Origin of the sequence: Hymenobacter segetis (assembly GCF_038448715.1) — a bacterium.
GTDB classification, from domain to species: domain Bacteria; phylum Bacteroidota; class Bacteroidia; order Cytophagales; family Hymenobacteraceae; genus Hymenobacter; species Hymenobacter segetis.
Genome location: NZ_JBCEVZ010000028.1, coordinates 44,849 through 63,194, shown reverse-complemented (window position 1 = coordinate 63,194; position 18,346 = coordinate 44,849). Strand labels below are relative to the sequence as shown.

Below are 18,346 nucleotides of genomic sequence, written 5' to 3'. Positions count from 1 at the left end.
GGTCTTGGACTGGGTCGCCCTCCCGGAAGGCACGCGCTGGCACCCGGTCGCGGGACCGCTGCAGGTGCAAGGGGCGTGGACCGGGGTGGCGGACCTAGACCCGGACCACTTCGTGCAGCTGCTGGCCCCGCTGGTGCAGGCCCTGCCCCTGCACCGGCCCTTTCATTGGGTCAAAGTCTACCAGAGCCGGCAGCCCAACGGGGACTTCATCGGCGAATGCCTGCGCGACAACGCGCCGTGGGAGGCCGCCCTGCCCCTTTTACAAGCCGATGCCGCCACGTGGCCCTGGCAGGCGCAATTTGCGGGCAAGAAGCAGTTTCTATTATTCCGGCGTTGTGGGTAAGCCGTTGCCTACTCAGTGCACCGTTTACTTAAACCAAGGAGATGAAGAAACTTCTTTATTGGACGGCTCTACTGGCTGGCTGTAATTCAGATTTAGGCACTCCAGCGCAGCTAGACAGAGAAAGTGGGTTTGGTGGAGTCCCCTTCGGCAGCTCACCCGCTTTGCTAACGAACGCAACCGTGTATTCTGCACATGGGGATGAGACGACATTTATTCAGCATACTCTCCGCAGAACCGACGGAAGCTTCAACCTTGCAGACAGCTTAGGTTTCGCCATATACTGGGACTACAAAAAAGGGAAACTGCACAAGGTCAGCGCATCTGCTGTTGGTCAGGGCATACCCGCTGTTTTAAAGGAACTACACCGCCGATTTGGTCCCGAGACCGTGCGTAACGATACCATGTATTGGAGCGGTGAAACCGTAATAGCTACCGCATACTGCAAGTCTGTTGATGTGGATGTGCTCTTACTAACTGTAGAGCAAAAGCCGCAGGCTCCATAGAGCAGGACTGTTGGGGTATGAAGAATACGCTCCTTTCCCTGAACAGACCGTTTAGCCCGCGTAAACTTCTTTCGTCCAAACAAGCCGTTCATTGACGAACTCACGGGTTTGAAAATACTCGGTCAACAAGTCATCGTCCACTGCTGTGGAAGCGCCGCCAAAATGATGCTCGCCGGCTAGCGCGACCACTATCAGCGCAGGGTTGGCTTGCTGCAGGGACTGCCGTAGGTCAAGGAGTTGCTGAAAAGAGGTTCCTTTGCGCGCTTTGATGTACCGTATGATTCTTTCCCTGAAGCGTACTTCCGCAATAGAATAGAGGAGCATTGGAGCAGCATGAGTGAGCACGCGAATATACTCCTCTGCCATTCGGACCGTTTTCGTAAACTACTGTGCCGATTTACTTGTCCAATACGGCGGAATCAGGATGCGTTTCTGCAGGGTATATTGCGGTAGAAAAGAAATTGCGTCTTACCATCAACGCTCCTTTCACTTATGGCAGACGATAGCAGCGCCCAAAGCCAAACCATCTGGCCCTTAGCCAAATTCTATTTCCAGGTCGATGGCTTGGGCGGCGGCGTAGGCAACTACTTCAACGAGGTGACCGGCCTCGATACCGAAACGCAGGTTATCGAGTACCGGCACGGCAACAGCACGAACTTCTCAACCATCAAGATGCCCGGCTTGCAGAAAGTCGGCAACGTGACGCTCAAGAAGGGCATCTTTGTGAAGGACAACAAGTTCTGGACCTGGTATAACACCATCAAGATGAACACCATCAAACGGACGACGGTGGTCATCAAGCTATTCGACGAGTCGGGGAAACCCACCATGACCTGGACGCTGAACAACGCTTGGCCGACCAAGATTACGGGCACGGACTTGAAGTCGGACGGCAACGAGGCGGTCATCGAAACCCTGGAGCTGGCTTACGAAACGCTGACCATCGCCAACGGTTAATCGCGACGCTACATGAGCCCAGGCAGCTTTTATTTCCAGCTTCAATTCGGCGCCATATTCACCCCGGCCGACAACGCCTTTCAGGAGGCTACGGGGCTGGCGGCGGAACTGGAAATCGAGGAAATTCAGGAAGGCGGACAGGCTTATAAGCACCGCATGCCCAAGGGCACCAAGTACGGCAACCTGGTGCTGCGGCGCGGGTTCGTGAGCTTCAACTCCCCGCTAACCACTTGGGTTGAGGCTTCGATAAACACCGATTTCTCGAAGCCCATTAAATGCACCGATGTGCTGCTGAGCCTGCTCAACGGCCAGAACGTGCCATTGGCCACCTGGCATTTCCGGGAAGCGTGGCCCGTGAAGTGGTCGATGTCGGATTTCAAGTCCCAAGAAAATGCCCTTGCCATTGAAACCCTAGAGTTTGCCTATGCTGAGTTTCATCGCGTCGCTTAACCAGACGTGGCTATTGCAGAAATAGGTGTTTGGCCCGCAGCACCTTGTGAACTTGCATAGGTCTAAGAGAGCGCAGACCAACCGTCTGCTTCTACAATAGCTACGACCGTTTGGTTGAACGCCGATGCTTTTCTCAAGCAGGTTACGCTGACGGCGTTTGCCACCGCCCGTGCGTTTTATTCAACTACCTAGCGCAACGCGACCAACCTGCGCTGCCGCGATGACGGGGGTAAAGACTTGTTCGCTGCCACGCAAAGCCAGCAGCAAGCTTCCGTGTACCGGACAGCCCGGTACTACCCGGTCAGCTTACCAGCGTATTTTCAGCCGCACCGCGTGGCGCCGGACGCTACGGCCCCAGCAGGGCTGGTGGAGTATCGCGCCACGCTGAATCAACCGCAGGTGCAACGCTTTGCCCAAAACGAGCTACTTTGTTTCACCCAGTCAGGCCGGCTGGAATGAGCCGCTAACCCACGCCTCCTGCCTTCGCTTCAGCTACCGGCCCCGCGGTACAACCACTGGCCGGCCCCGGCTAGGCGGTTAGCCGCTACCGTTTCCGCTTCCCGTTTTCAGATGAAAAAACATTTCTACCCGCTGCCCCTCGCGGCCCTGCTGCTAGCCCACCCGGCCCACGCCCAGCACACCGAAGTGGTGGAACGCGCTGGCGCCAACCTCTCTTGGTACGGCGGCCCCGACGCGGCCCCCACCTCCTTCATCAACCGCCACTCGCAGGACGGCTTGTACTTCGGCGACGCTTACACCAACACGCCCTACGGCACCCGGGCCGGCCTGGGCCTGGGCTTGGGCTTGCGGGTGCTGCGCGTGGGCGAGCGGGGCCAGCTCTGGGCCTACGACCTGGGCTACGACTGGCAGCGCGTGGGCACCGACATCACCAGCGTCAGCAACGTGGACTGGTCGGCGCGCACGCAGCAGGGCAGCTACCAGCGCTACGCCGCCGACGGCCGCACCTACCTGCACTCGCACAACATCAGCCTGTTCGTGGGCTACGGCCACCGCTTCCAAGCGGGCACCCTGCACCTCGACGCGCTGGCCGGCCCCGAGCTGGCGGCTGTGCTGGCCAGCCGCGAGCACGGCCAGGGCACCTTCAACAACGGCTACCGCTGGACCACCGACGCCCAGCGCTCGTCCGCGGGGGTAGATGGCCGCCTGCGGGCCGACCTCATCGCCTGGCACGGCCGCACAGGCCTTAACGCCAGCTACTCGCTGGGGCTCATCAGCGCGCAGGCAAGCCTGGTGGGTGGCCCCGCCCGCCAGTCATTTGGGCAAACCGTGCGCTTTGGCATCGCCTATTTGCTGAATAATTAGTGCGAACGGCCTTGGTTAAAAGTTAGGTCCAAAAGGTAAGTGGTATCCGCTGGGAATAGGGAGCAAAGACGGACCAGAAGTTCTGCAACAGCCACGACCGTTTGGCTGAACGCCCTTAGTATCGCGTAAAATCGCTCTTCAATGAGAGAACTGACAGAAGAGGAGGCATTGCAAGCAGTGGCCTTTATGGAAAAGCTCGTCGTGAGTTTAGGAAGTCTTGGGCGGCATTACTCCGACAATGACGAAGACCTAGCTTGGGCACTATTGTACCTGTTTAAGCCCAAATTGGTGAACGAGGCGGCTAAAGTGCGTGGGATGCTTTTCAGTAAATACAACACAGAACTGGCGGAAGGAGAAGACATGGACGAACTCGAGAAAATCCTTGAGGGTATGCCTTACCCGATAACGCCAACCCCTAAACAACTCGCTCGTTTCCGCCAAAACCGCCTGAATAAGCAGAGGTCAGAATAAAGCTCGTTTCGATTTACGAAGCGCGTTTACGCCACGACCGTTTGGCTGAACAGATACTTGAGGACTCATTTCGCCCACCCTCATACAGTGAGCTGGGGTTTTTCGTAGCTTGACGCTCCGCAGTCCCCTTCCCCGCGCCCTTCGATGCAACCTGACCCGCAACGCAATCCTTACGTCCTGGCTTCTAATATTCTGTTTGCGGGCTTGGCCTTGTCCACGGTCTGCTGGTTGCTGAGCAAACAGTTCTATCCACAGCCGGCCGTGGCGCACCCGTTGAGCCCTTGGGTGTTGGTTGGCGCTGGCTTATTGATGCTGGGCTGGTACTACGCCATTCGGCTGGGGCAGCGATGGGCGCGGGTCTTGCTGCTCATCCTTTTTGTGACTAGCGTGGCGCTAACCCTGACCTACCATCCCGAGCGGGTGATGCACCAGTTGCGCACCGATTGGCTGTTCGCTTTAAGCAACGGGGTAAACTATGCCTCGCAAGTGTGGGCGCTGATTCTCCTTTTTCGGACGCCTCGCCCGTCCCCCGTACCCCAGCCAAGATAGTCCATTTGTTGCAAGAGATTAATGTTGAGTACCGTTAAAGTGAACGGGTGAGAAGGAGTATCGCTATCTGCTTACTCCTTCGAGAAGCTAAAGCCGTACAGGTACTTGCTTTGAGCAGATGCAGAGGGTTCTACTACAAAGGTGAAATCGGTATTCTGTCCTCCTCGGACCAACACCCCCGCTAGCCTAACTAATTGGTGGGTGCCGTCGTCCAAATTGCGCTGCATCGTTTCAAAGCCCTGCAAACTAAACGCCTTCACTGGACCGTATTGGCGGCCGACGGCGACTAGTGTTGGTTTGGTCTTTTGCCACTCCTGTGGGGACGCGGCGAGCGGGTTGCCACGGGTCAAAAACCGGTCATACTCCCCCGCGCGCAGGTCGTCCACGGCAGGAGCGACTAATGACATGGCTTGTTCAACCCGCGCCAAGTCTTGGGTGGCAAACTCGTGGGTGTTGCTGCCGCCCGTTGCTTCAATGTTGATTCGGATGAAGGCGTAATTCTTCTTTTCGGCTGGTGAAAGAGCATGAAAAAACAAGTACGCGCAGTTGGACGCAGGCAGGTCAAAGGTGGCAAAGTGTTGCTGGATTTTATCAGCGGCACCGCTAAGCTTGAGTTCGTAAAACTTGCCTTGCACTTTGTCTTCGGTGGAAGATGACATTCCTTTCGCGTACACGACTTGGCCCCCGTAGAACGCCAGCACTTCGTCCACGCCCTTGGATTCGGTTGCGGAAGTGCAACCCGCGAACGAACCGGTGAGCACGAAGAACAAAAGAAAGAAAACACCTTTCATACGAACAGTTAAAGGGGAAAGCATCCCAAACGCACGGCTCCAAAAGTAGCGCCTGAGCACCCCAACGTAACCCTCCTTTGCGATTGGGACCGTTTGCCTAAACGCCCATCCGGACGCCGTGAATGTAGCTTTGAGCAACTAGCGATGTCTCCCTTTAGTGATGTTTACGAATCACTAGTCGCAACTGAATTCATACAAATGGCCGGTTCGACCATGCTTAATCCTAAAAGTAGTTGAATTGGCCTTTTTCACTATCGAATCGCCAATAGCGATTTTGCTATAGAAGTTGATTGTATCACTATAGTGCGTGAAAATATAAGATGTCTTGTTCTTGTTGAGGACGACAACCGTGTGCGTATTTCGACTTTGACGCTCGATATGTTTGTCGATTACGATGCCCTTGAACGGCTCACGCTTGATGGAAGAGCTGCAATAATCACATCCGCTTGTGATGATTAAGGTGAGCAGTGGAAGCAGGGAAACGATTCTTACAATGACCATAGACTGGATGGAGTATTGACGTTTTCGTTGAATGAGCTGCTTAATCGTTCTGCGCCATGCAATCTGGGGCATACGCTACGTAGTCCGGGTGTTGCGGGTCGATTTTGATGTAGCACGAGTCGCTCCTGATTCGCGTCAGGCACGTCACCGTGCCTGAATATCGCTTTCCCCGGTAGCGGTAATCCACCTCCACGATAAATTCGGTGCTCCGAAAGGAAAGGGTGTATGCCCGCGCCTTGACGCAGACGCCGTTTGTGCCGGCGTGGTAGTTGCCGATTTCTTGTCGCAAGCCGCGGGCCACGAGCAGGGCCAAAGCACCCAAGGTGAGGCTCCAGCCGACTTTCTTGTTCATGGGACCGATGGACGAGCTTTGAGGGATGGGCGTAAAGGAACGCAAGAAAGGGTATTGGAATTGGTGCAGATAACCCCTTCTTTCTTTGAACGTGCCTCGTTTACCTTGGGACCGTTCAAGTGAACGACAGGGCGCCCATTCCCTTATTTGATTCGGCCCGTTCGTCTGAGGGTGATTCTCATCCGTTTTGGTGGCGCTTTCAGGACGCAGCCTAATTCGAGCAAGTACTTCCGGGCAGCATTTACAGCGTTGGCTCGTGCGGCTATCCCGCCAATGCAGCGGCTGCTGTAATGGTTGGAACTATCAATCTGCACTTCCTTATCGTCTTGCATGTCGTAAACGCACCACCACCACGACTTTTTCTCCATCCATTCGGCCCGCAGCAACAGCCCCGCCCAATTGGCGGAACAATCGTCCGAGAGGTCACCTCGCCATATGATGCGCCCTTTCGCTAGTGCTTGTCGCTCAGCTGTTGTCATGTCCCTTGAAGAGTGGGTGGGGGAGTAAAAGCGGCAAGAACGCTCCTTAAACTGAATTGCTGCGTTTACCTTGCCACCGTTTTTGTGAACTGAATTAGGTGAAGTTCAAGCCTGGGGAGGTAAGCCTGCCAAATCCTTGAGCAAGGCCCACGCCATTGTCTCGTTGAGCGGGCCGTTTACTTCTGGGTCAGTGGTGCACTCCAACACGTCCTGAACTTCCAAGGGGACAAACTCGACGTGATTGCTCAAGCCCAGCGCATCGGCCACGTAGCCCACGATGCTCACGCTTAAGTCACCCGTTAAATAGGCGTGCAACAGCATCCGGACATCAGCGGCTGTCACGGCTAGCGGTTGGTCTTCGTGCAGGTAGATGGGGATGCTTCCCCCCAGCGGTGCCGTCGGCACTGTTCCCACGGCCGCAGCAATGGTGGAAGCGGGAAGTTCACCTTGAAAATAACGGGCTATGAGGGAAAGGCTAAGCATAGGCAGACAAACCTAAAGTAACGCTCCTTTGCTTGAACTACTCTTTAGTCTCGTCCACAGAGATGCAAAAATAGCCTTGCGTCATAGATGGAGTTTAAGAAACCCGTTCACGAATCAAAGTTTACGAAACACTGAATTGGGATGAGTTTCGTGAACTCTTGCCCTCCAACAAACGGACGTATTCTGGAGCGTTTTTAGAATACCCAAACGGCCCGGAAACACAGGTTTTCCGAGCCGTTTTTTAGCTGCTTTATCAGCGGCATCCTTGTCAAAAATCATCGGCTTGGCCCCCATCGTCAGGATAGCAGCGGCGCTGGCGATGACAGATGCCAGCCATCGTTCTTGCCCTTTCTTACGCGCAGCCGCTCGTTCACGCACGAAGCCCCGGCCGCTCACGCAGCCGGGGCTTCTTCGTTTCTCAACCCGGCGCTGCTACGCTGCTTTTTTCGTATCGCTGGTTTTGCCGCCCTTGCCCGCGTCCACGATAACGCGGGCCTTCTCGTACTGGGTCACCAGCTCCGGGAGGGCGCTTTTCAGGTTGGGCACCCGCACGTCCAGTTTATTGATGGCGGCCCGGGCCTCGCCCAGGTGCAGCACCGCGGCTTCGCGCAGCACGCTGCCGCCGGTTATCTGCTGGCGGGCGGCCCCTACCAGGAGCTTGTAGTCCACGGTGCGGTCGTGCAGGGCCTGGAGCAGGGCCGCATCCACCAGTTCGTCGGCCAGCTCATTGGCCAGAGGCTGGGCGGTGGTGTACAGGTCTTCCAGGGCCGCCACCTGGGTGAGGCCGCGCAGCTTGTCGATGTCCGAGCGGGTGTAGCCGGCCGCCTTGGCCAGCGCCGGGTGGCCGCCGTCCTGATACAGCGCCTTCAGGCCCTGCACCACCGGCATCGCCGCGTCGAGCGCCGCCGTTTCGGCCACGTCGTGGGCTTCGGTGTAGCCTTTGCTGCTGATGCCGCTGCGCTGCTGGGCCTTGCCATCCAGGGCCGCCAGGGCCGTTTCCAGGGCCGTGTAGTCGGGCAGCATCTTTTTGTAGAGCTTCTCCCAGCTCGGTTTACTGTCGCGCAGCAGCTTGAGCACGTTCAGGGCCATGCCTTGGTAGTTGATTTCCGCGTCGGTCATTGTGGGTAAAAAGGAAAGATGAGTACACACCAGCCAATCTCAGCTGGCGGCCCTAATGTAGAAGGATTTTTCCGCCCTGTGCCGTCGCTCAACGCCCTCTTTTTCAGCCGCCTTATTACAAGCACGCATTTCATCCTCCCAACTAGCACATTCTTGATATGAAGTAATACATTCTCAATACCAAGCAATGGATTATCACCCTAAAGTAGCATATTCCTAATACCAAGTAATACATTCCCGGACTCAAGTAATATATTCTCAATACAAAGCAGCACATTCCCAATACAGAGCAGCAGATGCGCGGCTCCGAGCTAATCGCCACTTCCTCCCACACAAAAAAGCCCCGACCAACCGGCCGAGGCTTCTTTGTTTTCAGGAGCTCAGAAAGACTATTCCTTCACGAAGCGCTGGTGCGAGGTTTTGCTGCCGTCGCTCACGCTCAGCGTGTAGATGCCGGTGCGCAGCGAGGCCACGTTCAGCTGGCCATCCACGAAGGACAGGCCCTTGATTTCGGTGCCGCGCACGTCGTACACGCGCACCGAGAACGCCTGCTCGGGGTCCATGTTCAGCGGACGAGCGATGCTCAGCACGCTGGTGGCCGGGTTGGGGTACAGCGTGTACTGGTCGGCCAGGCCGGTGGTGCCGCTGGTGCGCACCGTGGTGCCGTCGAGGCGGGCACCGCCGGTGATGTTCACCGTGTAGTCCTCCGTTTCGCCGTAGCTGTAGCTGCCGCAGCTAGTGGTGGCGCTGTTGTCGCTCAGCACCACGCGCAGGCGGGTAGCGCCATTCTTGGCCGTAGTGGGCACCGTGAACGAGCCCGTGCGGGTAGTAGCAGCCGTGCTGGCTGCCGCCGACACCACCAGCTCACCGGCATCGGTAAACACGCCGTTCTGGTTGTAGTCGATGTACACTTTCACATACTCCGAGTAGGCCGAGCCCGTGAAGCCCGCCGAGAAGCTGATGGTCTGGGCCGAGCCGGCCGCGAGGCTGGTGCTGCTGGCCGTGCCGTTGTAGTAGCCGGCATCGGCGCCCGACGTGCGGCTGATGCTGCCCAGGGCCACGTAGTCGATGTACTCATAGGCCACGCTGGTGCCCTTGCTGGCGCAATAGGCAACGGTGCCGCCGGTGGTGGTGAAGCTGGCAATGCCGCTGTAGGCGCTGCTGCTGCCGCTGCACACCGTCTGCACCTGGTACTGGTAGGTAGTGCCGGCGGTGAGGCCGGTGAGGGATTTGCTGGTCGCCGTCTGGTTCACCGTGGTCCAGGTAGTGGCCCCCGATACGCGGTACTGCAGGTTATAGGAAACCGCGCCGGTAGCCGCCGCCCACGATACCGTGGCCGAGGTATTGGTGAGGCTGCTGGCCGCCAGGCTGGCCGGCGTAGGGCAGGTGCCGCCCGAAGGAGCTACACCGCCCATCGAGGTGAGCAGGCTCACGCGAGCGCCGCCGGTGCCAAACAGCGCGTTCATGCGCGAGCTCTGGCCGGTCGAGAACATGAACATGGCGTTGTCGTCCACGTAGTCCATGTAGTTCATGAACATATCGCCGTTCGGGCCGTTCGAGCACGACACGTGCGGGAATACGGGCTTGCCGTAGTTCTCAGCGCCCTGGTTGGGGGTATCGCTCACGTTGTCGGTGCCGGTGCAGGCCCCGGAGTCATCGCCCCAAATGTGGTTCAGGTTCAGCCAGTGGCCCACTTCGTGGCTGGCGGTGCGGCCCAGGTTGTAGGGCGAAGTCACGGTGCCGGTGCGCCCGAAGTACACGGGCGAAATCACCACGCCGTCGGTGCTGGCCGCGCCGCCGGGAAACTGGGCATAGCCCAGAATGCCGCCGCCGATGGTGCCCACCCACAGGTTGAGGTACTGGCTGGAGTTCCAGGCGTTGAGGCCGCCCGTGCTGGTGCTCTTGATTTTATCGGCCGTGCCCCAGCTGGTGGTGGTGCTGCTCTTGCGCTCGATGCCCGTGGTGGCAAGGCCACTGGGGTCGCGCTTAGCCAGCACGAACTGGATGCCCACGTCGGCCACCTGGCCGGCAAAGGCGCTGGGGGTTTTGGTATAGTCGGCGTTCAGCTTGTGGTAGTCCTCGTTCAGCACGTCAATCTGCGACTGAATCTGGGCATCGGAAATATTCTCGGAAGTCGTGCTGTACAGCACGTGTACCACCACCGGAATGGTCAGCGTAACGGCAGCCGTAGCGTTGGTCGCCTGGTTGCTTTTGGCAAACTGCGCCGCCTGGTTGTTGATGGCAGCCATGCGCTGGGCCAGGCCGGGGTCGGCGGCGAGCTGGGCGGCCAGCACTTCAACCGAAGCGCAGGTACGATGCGGGGCGGGTGCCTGCGCACTAGCCGAATTAGAAGTGAGCGCAAGACCCAGAAGGCCCAACGCGGCAGCGTAAACATTTGCTTTCATTCAAATGGGGGTTTGGTGGTGAAAATTGTTTTTGGACCGGCAAGCTATTGAAAATATTGCAACGTTATTCACAAAATTCCGGCATTCATGGCAATATTTTTAAGGTTTTACACTATTCATATATTAGTTTGATAATTAAGCTGGAATTTTAGCTTTTTTCCCTCATCCCAACTGTAAATTTTTCTAATCTCCACACTACTAACCCGCTAATCAACCGCACTGGTCCCCAGCAAAAACAACGACGCCCTGCCCAAAGGGCAAGGCGTCGCACAAACAAAAACCGGAAGCGGCTACTCCTTCTCGAAGCGCTGGCGGCTCACCTCGGCCCCGGTGCCGATGGTGACGTAGTACAGGCCCTTGGGCAGGTCGCTCACGCGCATCTGGCCGCGGCCATCGTAGCGCACCTGGGTCATTTCGTGGCCCGTCAGGTCATACACGCGCACGGCGTACCGGGCGGCATCGGCCCCGCGTGGCAGGTCCAGCGTCAGCACATCAGCGGCGGGGTTGGGGTAGAAGGAAGCGGCCGAAGACGTGGCCAGCGTGCGCGGCGCAGTGCCGCCCGGCGACGTGAGCAAGCCCACGCGGGCCCCACCGGCAGCAAACAGCGCGTTCATGCGCTGGCTCTGGCCAGTCGAGAACATGTACATGCAGGCATCGTCGGTGTAGTCCATGTAGTTCATGCTCATGTCGCCCGAGTTGGAGCAGGACACGTGCGGGAAAGCCGGGCAGCCGTAGTTCTCAGCGCCCTGGTTGGGGGTATCGGCCACCTGGTCCGAGCCGGTGCAGGCCCCGGAGTCATCGCCCCAGATGTGGCGCAGGTTCAGCCAGTGGCCCACTTCGTGGGTGGCGGTGCGGCCCAGGTCGTAGGTGCTGGTGTAGGTGCCGGCGGCATATTTGGCGCGGCTGCCGAAGGCCGAATACAGAATCACCACGCCATCGGTGCTGGCCGAGCCGCCGGGAAACTGGGCGTAGCCCAGCAGGCCCTGGCCGAGGTTACAGGCCCACAGGTTGAGGTATTTGGTGGCATCCCAGGCATCATCGCCGCCGCGCTTGGAGTTCTTCACGGCATCGTTGGTGCTCCACGACGAGGTTTTGGTGGCTTTGTGAATGATGCCGGTGGTGGCCGCACCGGTGGGGGTGCGCTTGGCCAGCACAAACTGCACGTTCACGTTGGCCACCAGACCGGCGTAGATGCCGGGCGTTTTGGTGTAGTCGGCGTTCAGCTTCTGGTAGTCCTCATTCAGCACGGCAATCTGCGACTGCACCTGGGCGTCGGAGATATTCTGGGCGGCCGTGTTGTAGAGCACGTGCACCACCACCGGGATGATGACCGTGCCGGCCGTGCTGCGCTGCAGCGCTGGGTTGGCCAGCAGCTGTTGGGTCTGGGCTTCGATGCGGGCCATGCGCTGGGCCTGGGCAGGGTCGGCGGCGAGCTGGGCGGCCAGCACTTCCATCGTGCCGCAGGCGCGGTGCGTGATGGGGGTAGTGGTTTCCATCCCGGTGACTGGCGCGAGGCGCTGGGCATCCTGGGCTAGGGCGGGAGCGGCGCTGGCCAACAGGGCCAGCGCGGAGAAGTAAAGTTTGTTCATGTAGTGGTTGGGCAATAGGGTAAAAAAATGGTTGAATCGGGATACCAATTTAAGAAAAAAAGGTTACGTTTTCGCATTTTTATTACCAAATCATTAGAAACACAACCCAATACCAAATAAAACTGGCAATAGAATGCAGAAAAGTCTGCTTCTATTGCCAGTTAAGCAACTTATTAAATTTACGCGGCGGGCTTCGGCTTAGAACAGGAAGTCGAACCCGACAAACACCAGCTTCTCCTCCCCTACCGAGTAGGTAGCGTTGATGATGGCGGCCTTTAGGATATCGACGTAAATGCCGCCGCCAAAACCGCTGTGGAAGGCATTGAGGCCGGTGTAGGTACCGGTGTCGTTGTCGGAATATACCCGGCCGATATCAGCCAGGCCCATCACCCCAAACTTGCCGGGGAAGAGGTAGGCGTTGAAGGAAAACAGCTCCAGGCGCGGCTCGAAGTTGGCATAGATGGCCGTGCGGCCCGCGAAACGCGTGCGGCGGTAGCCGCGCAGGTTGGTGGTGCCGCCCAGCGTATTGGCCTGGTAGAAGCGGTAGTCGCCGTAGTTGTGCTGGTAGCCGATGCGGCCGGCATACGTGAGGTGGAAAGGGAAATTGGGCGTGAGGTAGGCCCGCACCTCTGAGGTAAAGCGCCCGAAGCTCAGGCTTTCGCTGTTGAGCTGCCAGTTGTACTGGTACTCGTTGTTCCAGCGCAGACCGATGCGGGGGTTTTTAGCCGAAGAGCTGGCATCCAGATTCAGGTACACCAGGCCGCCGAGGTACTGGTTGGTCTGGAAGTCGGAGGAGCGCACGCCAAAGCGGCGGTTCTCGTAGGTGGTCACGCCGGCTTTGTTGGTCAGGCTGTCTTTGATGATGGAGCCGATGGGTTCCTTTTCGATGCGGAACTGGTCGTACTGCGGCCCGATGCCGAACTTGAGGAAGCTGAACATCTTGCGCTCAAACGTGGGCGCGATGGTGAAGCGGTCGAAGCGCACGCGGTAGGCGCTGTTCACGGTGCGGTTGGTCACCACGCCGCGGGTTTCGTCCTCGGTGGCCAGGTTCGCGGTGTTGTTGCCGATGCCGAAGAAGTTATATAGCAGCTGCGGGCCGTAGAACTGCGCCGCGATGTGCAAATCGGTCTTCTTAAAGATGCGGGTAAAATGGCCCGAATAGCGGATGTTGTAGGCATCGCGGGCCGGCGCAAAATTGGCCGTGATGGTCTGCTCCCACGAGTACGGCTCGCGGCGGAAACCGTAGTGGCGGTAGGTCACGCCGCCGCCCAGCAGGATGCCGTCATCAATGTTGTAGCCGAAGTACAGAGCCGGCCCCAGGTAGTCGAGGCGGTAGTCTTTCAGGTCGAAGCGGTGCGGGTAGTCGTAGCGGCTCACCTCGTAGCCGGGCTCCAGGCGCTTGCGGGCCTCGGAGCTGGCCACAATGACGTTGCCGGTGTCGGCGTCGTAAATCTGGGTTTTGTGGAGCAGGCCGCCCACGTGGTCGCGGGTAGTGATGGAGTCGTGGCCCGTGCCGGCGATGATGCGCAGCTTCACGCCCCGGTTCACGTCGCCTTTCACATCGTACACGTCCTTGCCGGCGATGCCGTAGAGGCGCACCTCGTCGGTCACATCATCATCAAACGTGCGGTCGTAGAGGATTTTGGTCAGCTTGCCGTCCTTGTTAATCTTCTGCATCACCACATGGGTTTTGCGGTTGCTGAGGCGCTCCACGGTGAATTTCTCGTTTTTCTTCGAGCCGCGCACTTCCACTATTTCGGCCAGCACGTCGGCGTACTTGCCGGCCAGGTCGGGCAGCAGGTCGCGGCGGCTTTTCAGCTTGGCGATGATTTCCTTGCCGTGCAGGTCATAGATTTGCTTGGGCCACTTCTCCAGGAAAGCCTTCTCAATCACCTCGTCGGTGAGGTGGGTTTTCATGTACTCGGCTTCCTTAATCCAGTCTTCGCGGGTCACGGCGCTCATAAACACCCGGTCGTTGCTCATGCCGGTCTGGTTCAATCCCTTGTAATCGGCGTAGTCGTAGCCGAAGTTCTGGAAATTGCGGATGGCAAACTTGCGCGAAATCAAATACGGCAGCACGCCATCGCCCTTGAAGAAGGCAATGTCGCGGTCCTCGGGCACGGCCGTGAAGGTGCGGTCGCCTTCCTTGTCCTTTATTTCGCTCCAGCGCCACTGGTCCTCGTGGCGGTCCCAGTCGCCAATCCACATATCGAAGAGGCGCGAGCGGGCAAAAGCTTTCTGGTTTACCTGGTTGTCGTTGTCGTCAAGCAGGCGGCTCAGCATTTTCTCGGTGCCCACCAGGTTTTTGGCGAAGCCGAGGCTTTCCACGTTGTCCTGGTTGTCTTTGGAATCTTCCTCCAGCGCCGCGGGCAGGTTGGCAAACTGCGCGTAGTACTGCCCCAGCAGCGGGTCCTGCGGGATGTAAACGGGAACGGGGTTGGTGTGCAGAATGCCGGCCGCCGTGCCCAGCGGCGGCAGCACAAATGAGGCGAACGGGTGCTGGGCCGAAATCTGGTCCTGCAGCACGGCCTTGGCCAGGCCGGTGCGCAGCTGCTCGGGCAGCACGGCGGCGGGGTCTTTGTCGATGCCGCGCAGGGTGAAGTTGTGGCCTTCCTCGTTGCGCACTTTCAGCGAAGCGGTTTGCTTGCCGCCGCCGGTTTTGTAGGGCATCAGGCCGCCCTTGTCGTTGGCCAGGTCCAGGGTGCGGAGCTTCACGGGCGTGGCCCACTCCTTGCGGTAGTGCTCGCCCAGCAGCCAGTTGTGGAAGGCCCCGTGCTTGTCGTAGTTCGCATTGATGGCCACCGTCACCGAGCTGTCGCGGAAGTCGGGGCGCTTGGTCGGAATCGGGGCTTTGGCAATGGCGGCGGCCTCCTTTTCCTTCTTCTTCTCCTTGTCTTTTTTCTTCTGCTTGATGGCCTCTTCGGTCTGGAGCAGCTTTTTGCCGCCGGGCAGGCCGTTAGTGGTGATGAGGGCCGTTTCGGAGATGGGCTGAGCGGGCGCGGTGGCAATGGCGCCCGTGGTTTTGGCGTACATCGGCGTGCGGAACACGCGGCGGGCCGACTGGCCGTTGCCCTCCGGAATGAAGTATTCGGTCCACACCTGGCCGTCGTCGTAGTAGTTCACCACGGCAAAGCCCTTCTCCTTATCCGAAAAAAGCGCCCCGCCGCCATCGCCGGGCTTCACGTGCTGGGTTTTGCAGCCCGAGCCGCTGGTGATGAAGTGCGTGCTGCCTTCGGTATAGTATTGCAGGTTGTGCTCGTGCCCGGCGGCGTACACCACGTTCGGGTATTTGGCAAAAATATCGAGCAAACCCTTGCGGTAAGCCTGGTAGAGCGGGTGCGGAATATCCTGGCTGATGCCGCCGTATTTCCGCGCAAACGGGTAAATGGAGCCAATAATGGGCAGCGGCACAAACGCATATTTCAGCACGATGCTGAGCGGGAAAATATGGTCGGCCAGCGTGAAATAGCCGCCGTGAATGCCGTCGGAAAACAGCGGGTGGTGGGCAAACACCATGATGTGCTTGTCCTTGTTGCGGGCAATAATTTCCTCCAGCGCCGCAAATACGTCGTCATTGTTGTCGGCCCCGCAGGCCCCGTTCAGGCCGAAAGGGCGGTTGGTAGCCGGGGTCAGAAACCACTGCGAATTCAGGGCGATGAGCACGAGGTCATCCTGCACGCGCACCTCAAACGGGCCGGGACAGCCATCGCGGGGCAGGAAAAAGTCGCCGGTGTAGGCAAACTGCGTCGAATCCTTGCGCATGTATTGCTCCACGAAGGCCTGCTCGCGGTTCACCTGTTCCAGCCCGCCGGCCGCGCCCTGAATCCAGTCGTGGTTGCCGGGCGTCATGTATTTCTCGCCCGCATAGCCCCGGAAAATATCGAGCTGGGCCGTGAGGCGCTCCTCGGCAAACTTGCGGTCGTAGGACCCTTCCGGCGGCATGCCGAAGTTGTACACGTTGTCGCCCAGGAAGATGGTGGTGCTGTTTTTGCCGGCCTGCAGAATGCGCTGGCGCAGGTAGTTCAGGCTGGGCTCGCCGCCCTTGGCCTTCGGAATGGGGTTGCCCACGTCGCCAATCAGAAACACGCGGTAGCGAATCCGGCTGGAATCGGGCGGAATGTTCTTCTGCCAATTCACGCCGGCCCGGCGGTAGTTGGGGCGGCTGACGTGCGGGTTCTGGTCCGACTCGCCGGGCTCGGGCGCTTCCCGCTGAGTGCCCCGCGGCTCTTTGGGTTCTTTGAGTTCTTTTGATGATTGAGGGGCGGCGGGCTGCGCAGAAACCAGCAGCGGCAGGCAGCAGGCAAGCAGAAAAGAGAGGCGGCGAAGTAGGTGCATGAAATAAATTTACGAGGCGAAGAATGGGCCACGCCGCAGGGCCCGGGCAAATACGGAAATAACGCGCCCGCCCGGCTGTGGGCCGGCGCTGTAGCGCCCGTTACGCAAAGCACGGCGGTGCGGTTTGGCCCGGTTTTTAACTTCCGGCCCGCGCTTCGCGTTGAAAGCCGGCGGACCAGCCCAATGCGCCGGCCGTAGCTTCGCGTATCATGAAAGAAATTACCCCCGAATCCGTCGAAACTTCTGCGGCATCCGCACCGGCTGCATCGGTGGAAAATCCGGCTCCGGCCGCACCTGAAGCGGCCCCCGCCACCGAGCTGCCGCTGGAAGCCGAGGCCGATAAATCGCCCAAAGCCAAAGCCTCGCCGCTGGTGAAAGAGGCGCAAGCCTACATCACCGACCTGTTTGCCAAGGAGCTGCCGGCCAAGCTCACCTACCACACCATCGGCCACACCGAGGCCGTGGTGAAGGAATGCCGCGCCCTGGCCCCCGCCGCCCAGCTCAGCGACGAGGACACCGAGAACCTGCTGCTGGCCGCTTGGTTTCACGATGCCGGCTACCTCGATGTGTATGACGGCCACGAGTTCCGCAGCATGGAACGCGCCGGGGCCTGGCTCGCCGAGCACGGCCTGCCCAAAGCCCGCATCGAATTAATTCAGGGCCTGATTAAAACCACGCACCGCGACTCGCCCCCCGAAACGGAGCTGCAAAAAATCCTGTCCGATGCAGATATGAGCAACCTGGCGCGCGACGACTACCGCTCTCGCGCCGAGCTGCTGCGCACCGAGTGGGAGCTGGTGCTCAACAAAACCTACACCACGCCCGAGTGGACGGAATTGCAGCTCAACTTCATGCTGGCCCACAAGTACCTTTCCGAAGCCGGCAAGGAGCGGTATAAGAAGGCCCTGAAAAAGAACATCGAGGACCAGCGCGACCACCTCAAAAAGAAGGAGAAAAAGGACAAGAAGAAGACCAAGGAAAAGTCCGACACCTTCGCCGAGCCCAAGCGGGGCATCGAAACCATGTTCCGCACCATGTATTCGAACCACATGAAGCTGAGCGACATGGCCGACAAAAAGGCCAGCATGATGATTCAGCTCAACGCCGTGCTCATGTCGGTCATCATCACCTACCTGGGAGCCAAAATGGGCAAGGCCGGCGCCCTCGGCCCTATGATGAGCGGCAACCCCGTGCTGGGCATTCCCATCAGCATTCTGCTGGTGACGGCCTTGGGGTCGGTTATTACAGCCATTCTCTCGGCCCAGCCCGATGTGACCAGCTTCGCCTGGCTAAAGAAAAGCCCCGAAATCGCCACTAATCGCCGCGTCAACCTGCTGTTTTTCGGCCAGTTTACCAAGCTCAATCTCGACAATTTCCAGGGCGGTATGCGCGAGTTGATGCGCACGAAGGACATGCTCTACACCAACATGGTGACGGACATCTACTACCTCGGCGAGGTGCTGACGCGCAAGTACCGCCTACTGCGCACCAGCTACACCATCTTCATGGTCGGGCTGATTCTCACGGCGCTCTCGTTCGGCATCGCACTGCTGTATAAGATGTAGGGCTGACTACAGGTTCACAGACTTGGGTTATCTTTGCAGAAGAATCCCATTACCTGGGCCTGTAGCTTAACTGCATAAAGCAAGCCTCTCCTAAGGGCTAGAGTACAGGTTGGATTCCTGTCAGGCTCACT

The 18,346-nt window shown here is 58.7% G+C and carries 16 protein-coding genes and 1 tRNA gene; 9 read left to right on the top strand and 8 right to left on the bottom strand.

Features of this window, described 5'->3' with window-relative positions; translation table 11 throughout:
* Together AAFH49_RS12725 and AAFH49_RS12720 are read left to right on the top strand one after the other, a co-directional pair.
* A partial coding sequence (locus tag AAFH49_RS12725; RefSeq protein WP_342298605.1) for a DUF6348 family protein occupies positions 1 to 343 on the top strand: 343 nt, incomplete at its 5' end.
* A 41-nt stretch (positions 344 to 384) separates the two neighbouring features.
* Positions 385 to 846 (top strand): hypothetical protein, encoded by a 462-nt coding sequence (locus tag AAFH49_RS12720; protein WP_342298604.1) that lies wholly within the window; start codon positions 385 to 387, stop codon positions 844 to 846.
* Between the two features lie 51 nt (positions 847 to 897).
* Here AAFH49_RS12720 and AAFH49_RS12715 read toward each other — a convergent pair whose 3' ends face one another.
* On the bottom strand, positions 898 to 1,170 hold the full coding sequence (locus AAFH49_RS12715; protein WP_342298602.1) for a hypothetical protein: 273 nt from the start codon (positions 1,168 to 1,170) through the stop codon (positions 898 to 900).
* Between the two features lie 168 nt (positions 1,171 to 1,338).
* Between AAFH49_RS12715 and AAFH49_RS12710 the strand changes: the two genes are divergently transcribed.
* The 5 genes from AAFH49_RS12710 to AAFH49_RS12690 all read left to right on the top strand — a co-directional run bounded on the left by AAFH49_RS12710 (position 1,339) and on the right by AAFH49_RS12690 (position 4,596).
* Positions 1,339 to 1,803, top strand: coding sequence for a phage tail protein (locus AAFH49_RS12710; RefSeq protein ID WP_342298600.1), 465 nt, complete (start codon positions 1,339 to 1,341; stop codon positions 1,801 to 1,803).
* A gap of 12 nt (positions 1,804 to 1,815) precedes the next feature.
* Entirely contained in the window at positions 1,816 to 2,253 is a 438-nt protein-coding gene (locus tag AAFH49_RS12705) for a phage tail protein (protein ID WP_342298598.1), read from the top strand.
* 570 nt (positions 2,254 to 2,823) lie between these two features.
* On the top strand, positions 2,824 to 3,576 hold the full coding sequence (locus AAFH49_RS12700; RefSeq protein WP_342298597.1) for a hypothetical protein: 753 nt from the start codon (positions 2,824 to 2,826) through the stop codon (positions 3,574 to 3,576).
* 141 nt (positions 3,577 to 3,717) lie between these two features.
* Positions 3,718 to 4,047, top strand: coding sequence for a hypothetical protein (locus tag AAFH49_RS12695; RefSeq protein WP_342298595.1), 330 nt, complete (start codon positions 3,718 to 3,720; stop codon positions 4,045 to 4,047).
* 144 nt (positions 4,048 to 4,191) lie between these two features.
* Positions 4,192 to 4,596: a hypothetical protein gene (locus AAFH49_RS12690; RefSeq protein WP_342298592.1), complete on the top strand. Its 405-nt coding sequence runs from the start codon at positions 4,192 to 4,194 to the stop codon at positions 4,594 to 4,596.
* 71 nt (positions 4,597 to 4,667) lie between these two features.
* On the opposite strand, the gene AAFH49_RS12685 is transcribed toward AAFH49_RS12690, so the two are convergent.
* The 7 genes from AAFH49_RS12685 to AAFH49_RS12655 form a co-directional block, all read right to left on the bottom strand.
* A complete protein-coding gene (locus AAFH49_RS12685) occupies positions 4,668 to 5,387 on the bottom strand; it encodes a hypothetical protein (protein WP_342298591.1) in 720 nt (239 codons plus the stop codon).
* Positions 5,388 to 5,928: 541 nt separating this feature from the next.
* Positions 5,929 to 6,240, bottom strand: a complete 312-nt coding sequence (locus tag AAFH49_RS12680) for a hypothetical protein (RefSeq protein ID WP_342298590.1) — start codon at positions 6,238 to 6,240, stop codon at positions 5,929 to 5,931.
* A gap of 584 nt (positions 6,241 to 6,824) precedes the next feature.
* On the bottom strand, positions 6,825 to 7,133 hold the full coding sequence (locus AAFH49_RS12675; protein WP_342298589.1) for a hypothetical protein: 309 nt from the start codon (positions 7,131 to 7,133) through the stop codon (positions 6,825 to 6,827).
* 501 nt (positions 7,134 to 7,634) lie between these two features.
* Complete coding sequence (locus AAFH49_RS12670) at positions 7,635 to 8,321, bottom strand: hypothetical protein (RefSeq protein ID WP_342298587.1); 687 nt, start codon at positions 8,319 to 8,321, stop codon at positions 7,635 to 7,637.
* A 389-nt stretch (positions 8,322 to 8,710) separates the two neighbouring features.
* On the bottom strand, positions 8,711 to 10,726 hold the full coding sequence (locus AAFH49_RS12665; RefSeq protein ID WP_342298585.1) for a GEVED domain-containing protein: 2,016 nt from the start codon (positions 10,724 to 10,726) through the stop codon (positions 8,711 to 8,713).
* 290 nt (positions 10,727 to 11,016) lie between these two features.
* Positions 11,017 to 12,315: a M43 family zinc metalloprotease gene (locus tag AAFH49_RS12660; RefSeq protein WP_342298583.1), complete on the bottom strand. Its 1,299-nt coding sequence runs from the start codon at positions 12,313 to 12,315 to the stop codon at positions 11,017 to 11,019.
* 198 nt (positions 12,316 to 12,513) lie between these two features.
* Positions 12,514 to 16,650: a metallophosphoesterase gene (locus tag AAFH49_RS12655; RefSeq protein ID WP_342298582.1), complete on the bottom strand. Its 4,137-nt coding sequence runs from the start codon at positions 16,648 to 16,650 to the stop codon at positions 12,514 to 12,516.
* A gap of 209 nt (positions 16,651 to 16,859) precedes the next feature.
* On the opposite strand from AAFH49_RS12655, the gene AAFH49_RS12650 reads away from it, so the two are divergent.
* Together AAFH49_RS12650 and AAFH49_RS12645 are read left to right on the top strand one after the other, a co-directional pair.
* The gene (locus AAFH49_RS12650; RefSeq protein ID WP_342298580.1) at positions 16,860 to 18,215 is read left to right on the top strand and encodes a Pycsar system effector family protein; all 1,356 of its coding nucleotides are present in this window, start codon (positions 16,860 to 16,862) and stop codon (positions 18,213 to 18,215) included.
* 55 nt (positions 18,216 to 18,270) lie between these two features.
* A tRNA-Arg gene (locus AAFH49_RS12645) sits at positions 18,271 to 18,344 on the top strand.
* Positions 18,345 to 18,346 lie beyond the last annotated feature (2 nt).

Excerpts from the sequence above, each read along its gene's own strand:
- AAFH49_RS12710 (WP_342298600.1), top strand. The coding sequence starts at position 1,339 with ATGGCAGACGATAGCAGCGCCCAAAGCCAAACCATCTGGCCCTTAGCC.
- AAFH49_RS12660 (WP_342298583.1), bottom strand. The coding sequence starts at position 12,315 with ATGAACAAACTTTACTTCTCCGCGCTGGCCCTGTTGGCCAGCGCCGCT.
- AAFH49_RS12650 (WP_342298580.1), top strand. The coding sequence starts at position 16,860 with ATGAAAGAAATTACCCCCGAATCCGTCGAAACTTCTGCGGCATCCGCA.
- AAFH49_RS12695 (WP_342298595.1), top strand. The coding sequence starts at position 3,718 with ATGAGAGAACTGACAGAAGAGGAGGCATTGCAAGCAGTGGCCTTTATG.
- AAFH49_RS12685 (WP_342298591.1), bottom strand. The coding sequence starts at position 5,387 with ATGAAAGGTGTTTTCTTTCTTTTGTTCTTCGTGCTCACCGGTTCGTTC.
- AAFH49_RS12720 (WP_342298604.1), top strand. The coding sequence starts at position 385 with ATGAAGAAACTTCTTTATTGGACGGCTCTACTGGCTGGCTGTAATTCA.
- AAFH49_RS12670 (WP_342298587.1), bottom strand. The coding sequence starts at position 8,321 with ATGACCGACGCGGAAATCAACTACCAAGGCATGGCCCTGAACGTGCTC.
- AAFH49_RS12655 (WP_342298582.1), bottom strand. The coding sequence starts at position 16,650 with ATGCACCTACTTCGCCGCCTCTCTTTTCTGCTTGCCTGCTGCCTGCCG.
- AAFH49_RS12690 (WP_342298592.1), top strand. The coding sequence starts at position 4,192 with ATGCAACCTGACCCGCAACGCAATCCTTACGTCCTGGCTTCTAATATT.
- AAFH49_RS12715 (WP_342298602.1), bottom strand. The coding sequence starts at position 1,170 with ATGCTCCTCTATTCTATTGCGGAAGTACGCTTCAGGGAAAGAATCATA.
- AAFH49_RS12700 (WP_342298597.1), top strand. The coding sequence starts at position 2,824 with ATGAAAAAACATTTCTACCCGCTGCCCCTCGCGGCCCTGCTGCTAGCC.
- AAFH49_RS12665 (WP_342298585.1), bottom strand. The coding sequence starts at position 10,726 with ATGAAAGCAAATGTTTACGCTGCCGCGTTGGGCCTTCTGGGTCTTGCG.
- AAFH49_RS12680 (WP_342298590.1), bottom strand. The coding sequence starts at position 6,240 with ATGAACAAGAAAGTCGGCTGGAGCCTCACCTTGGGTGCTTTGGCCCTG.
- AAFH49_RS12705 (WP_342298598.1), top strand. The coding sequence starts at position 1,816 with ATGAGCCCAGGCAGCTTTTATTTCCAGCTTCAATTCGGCGCCATATTC.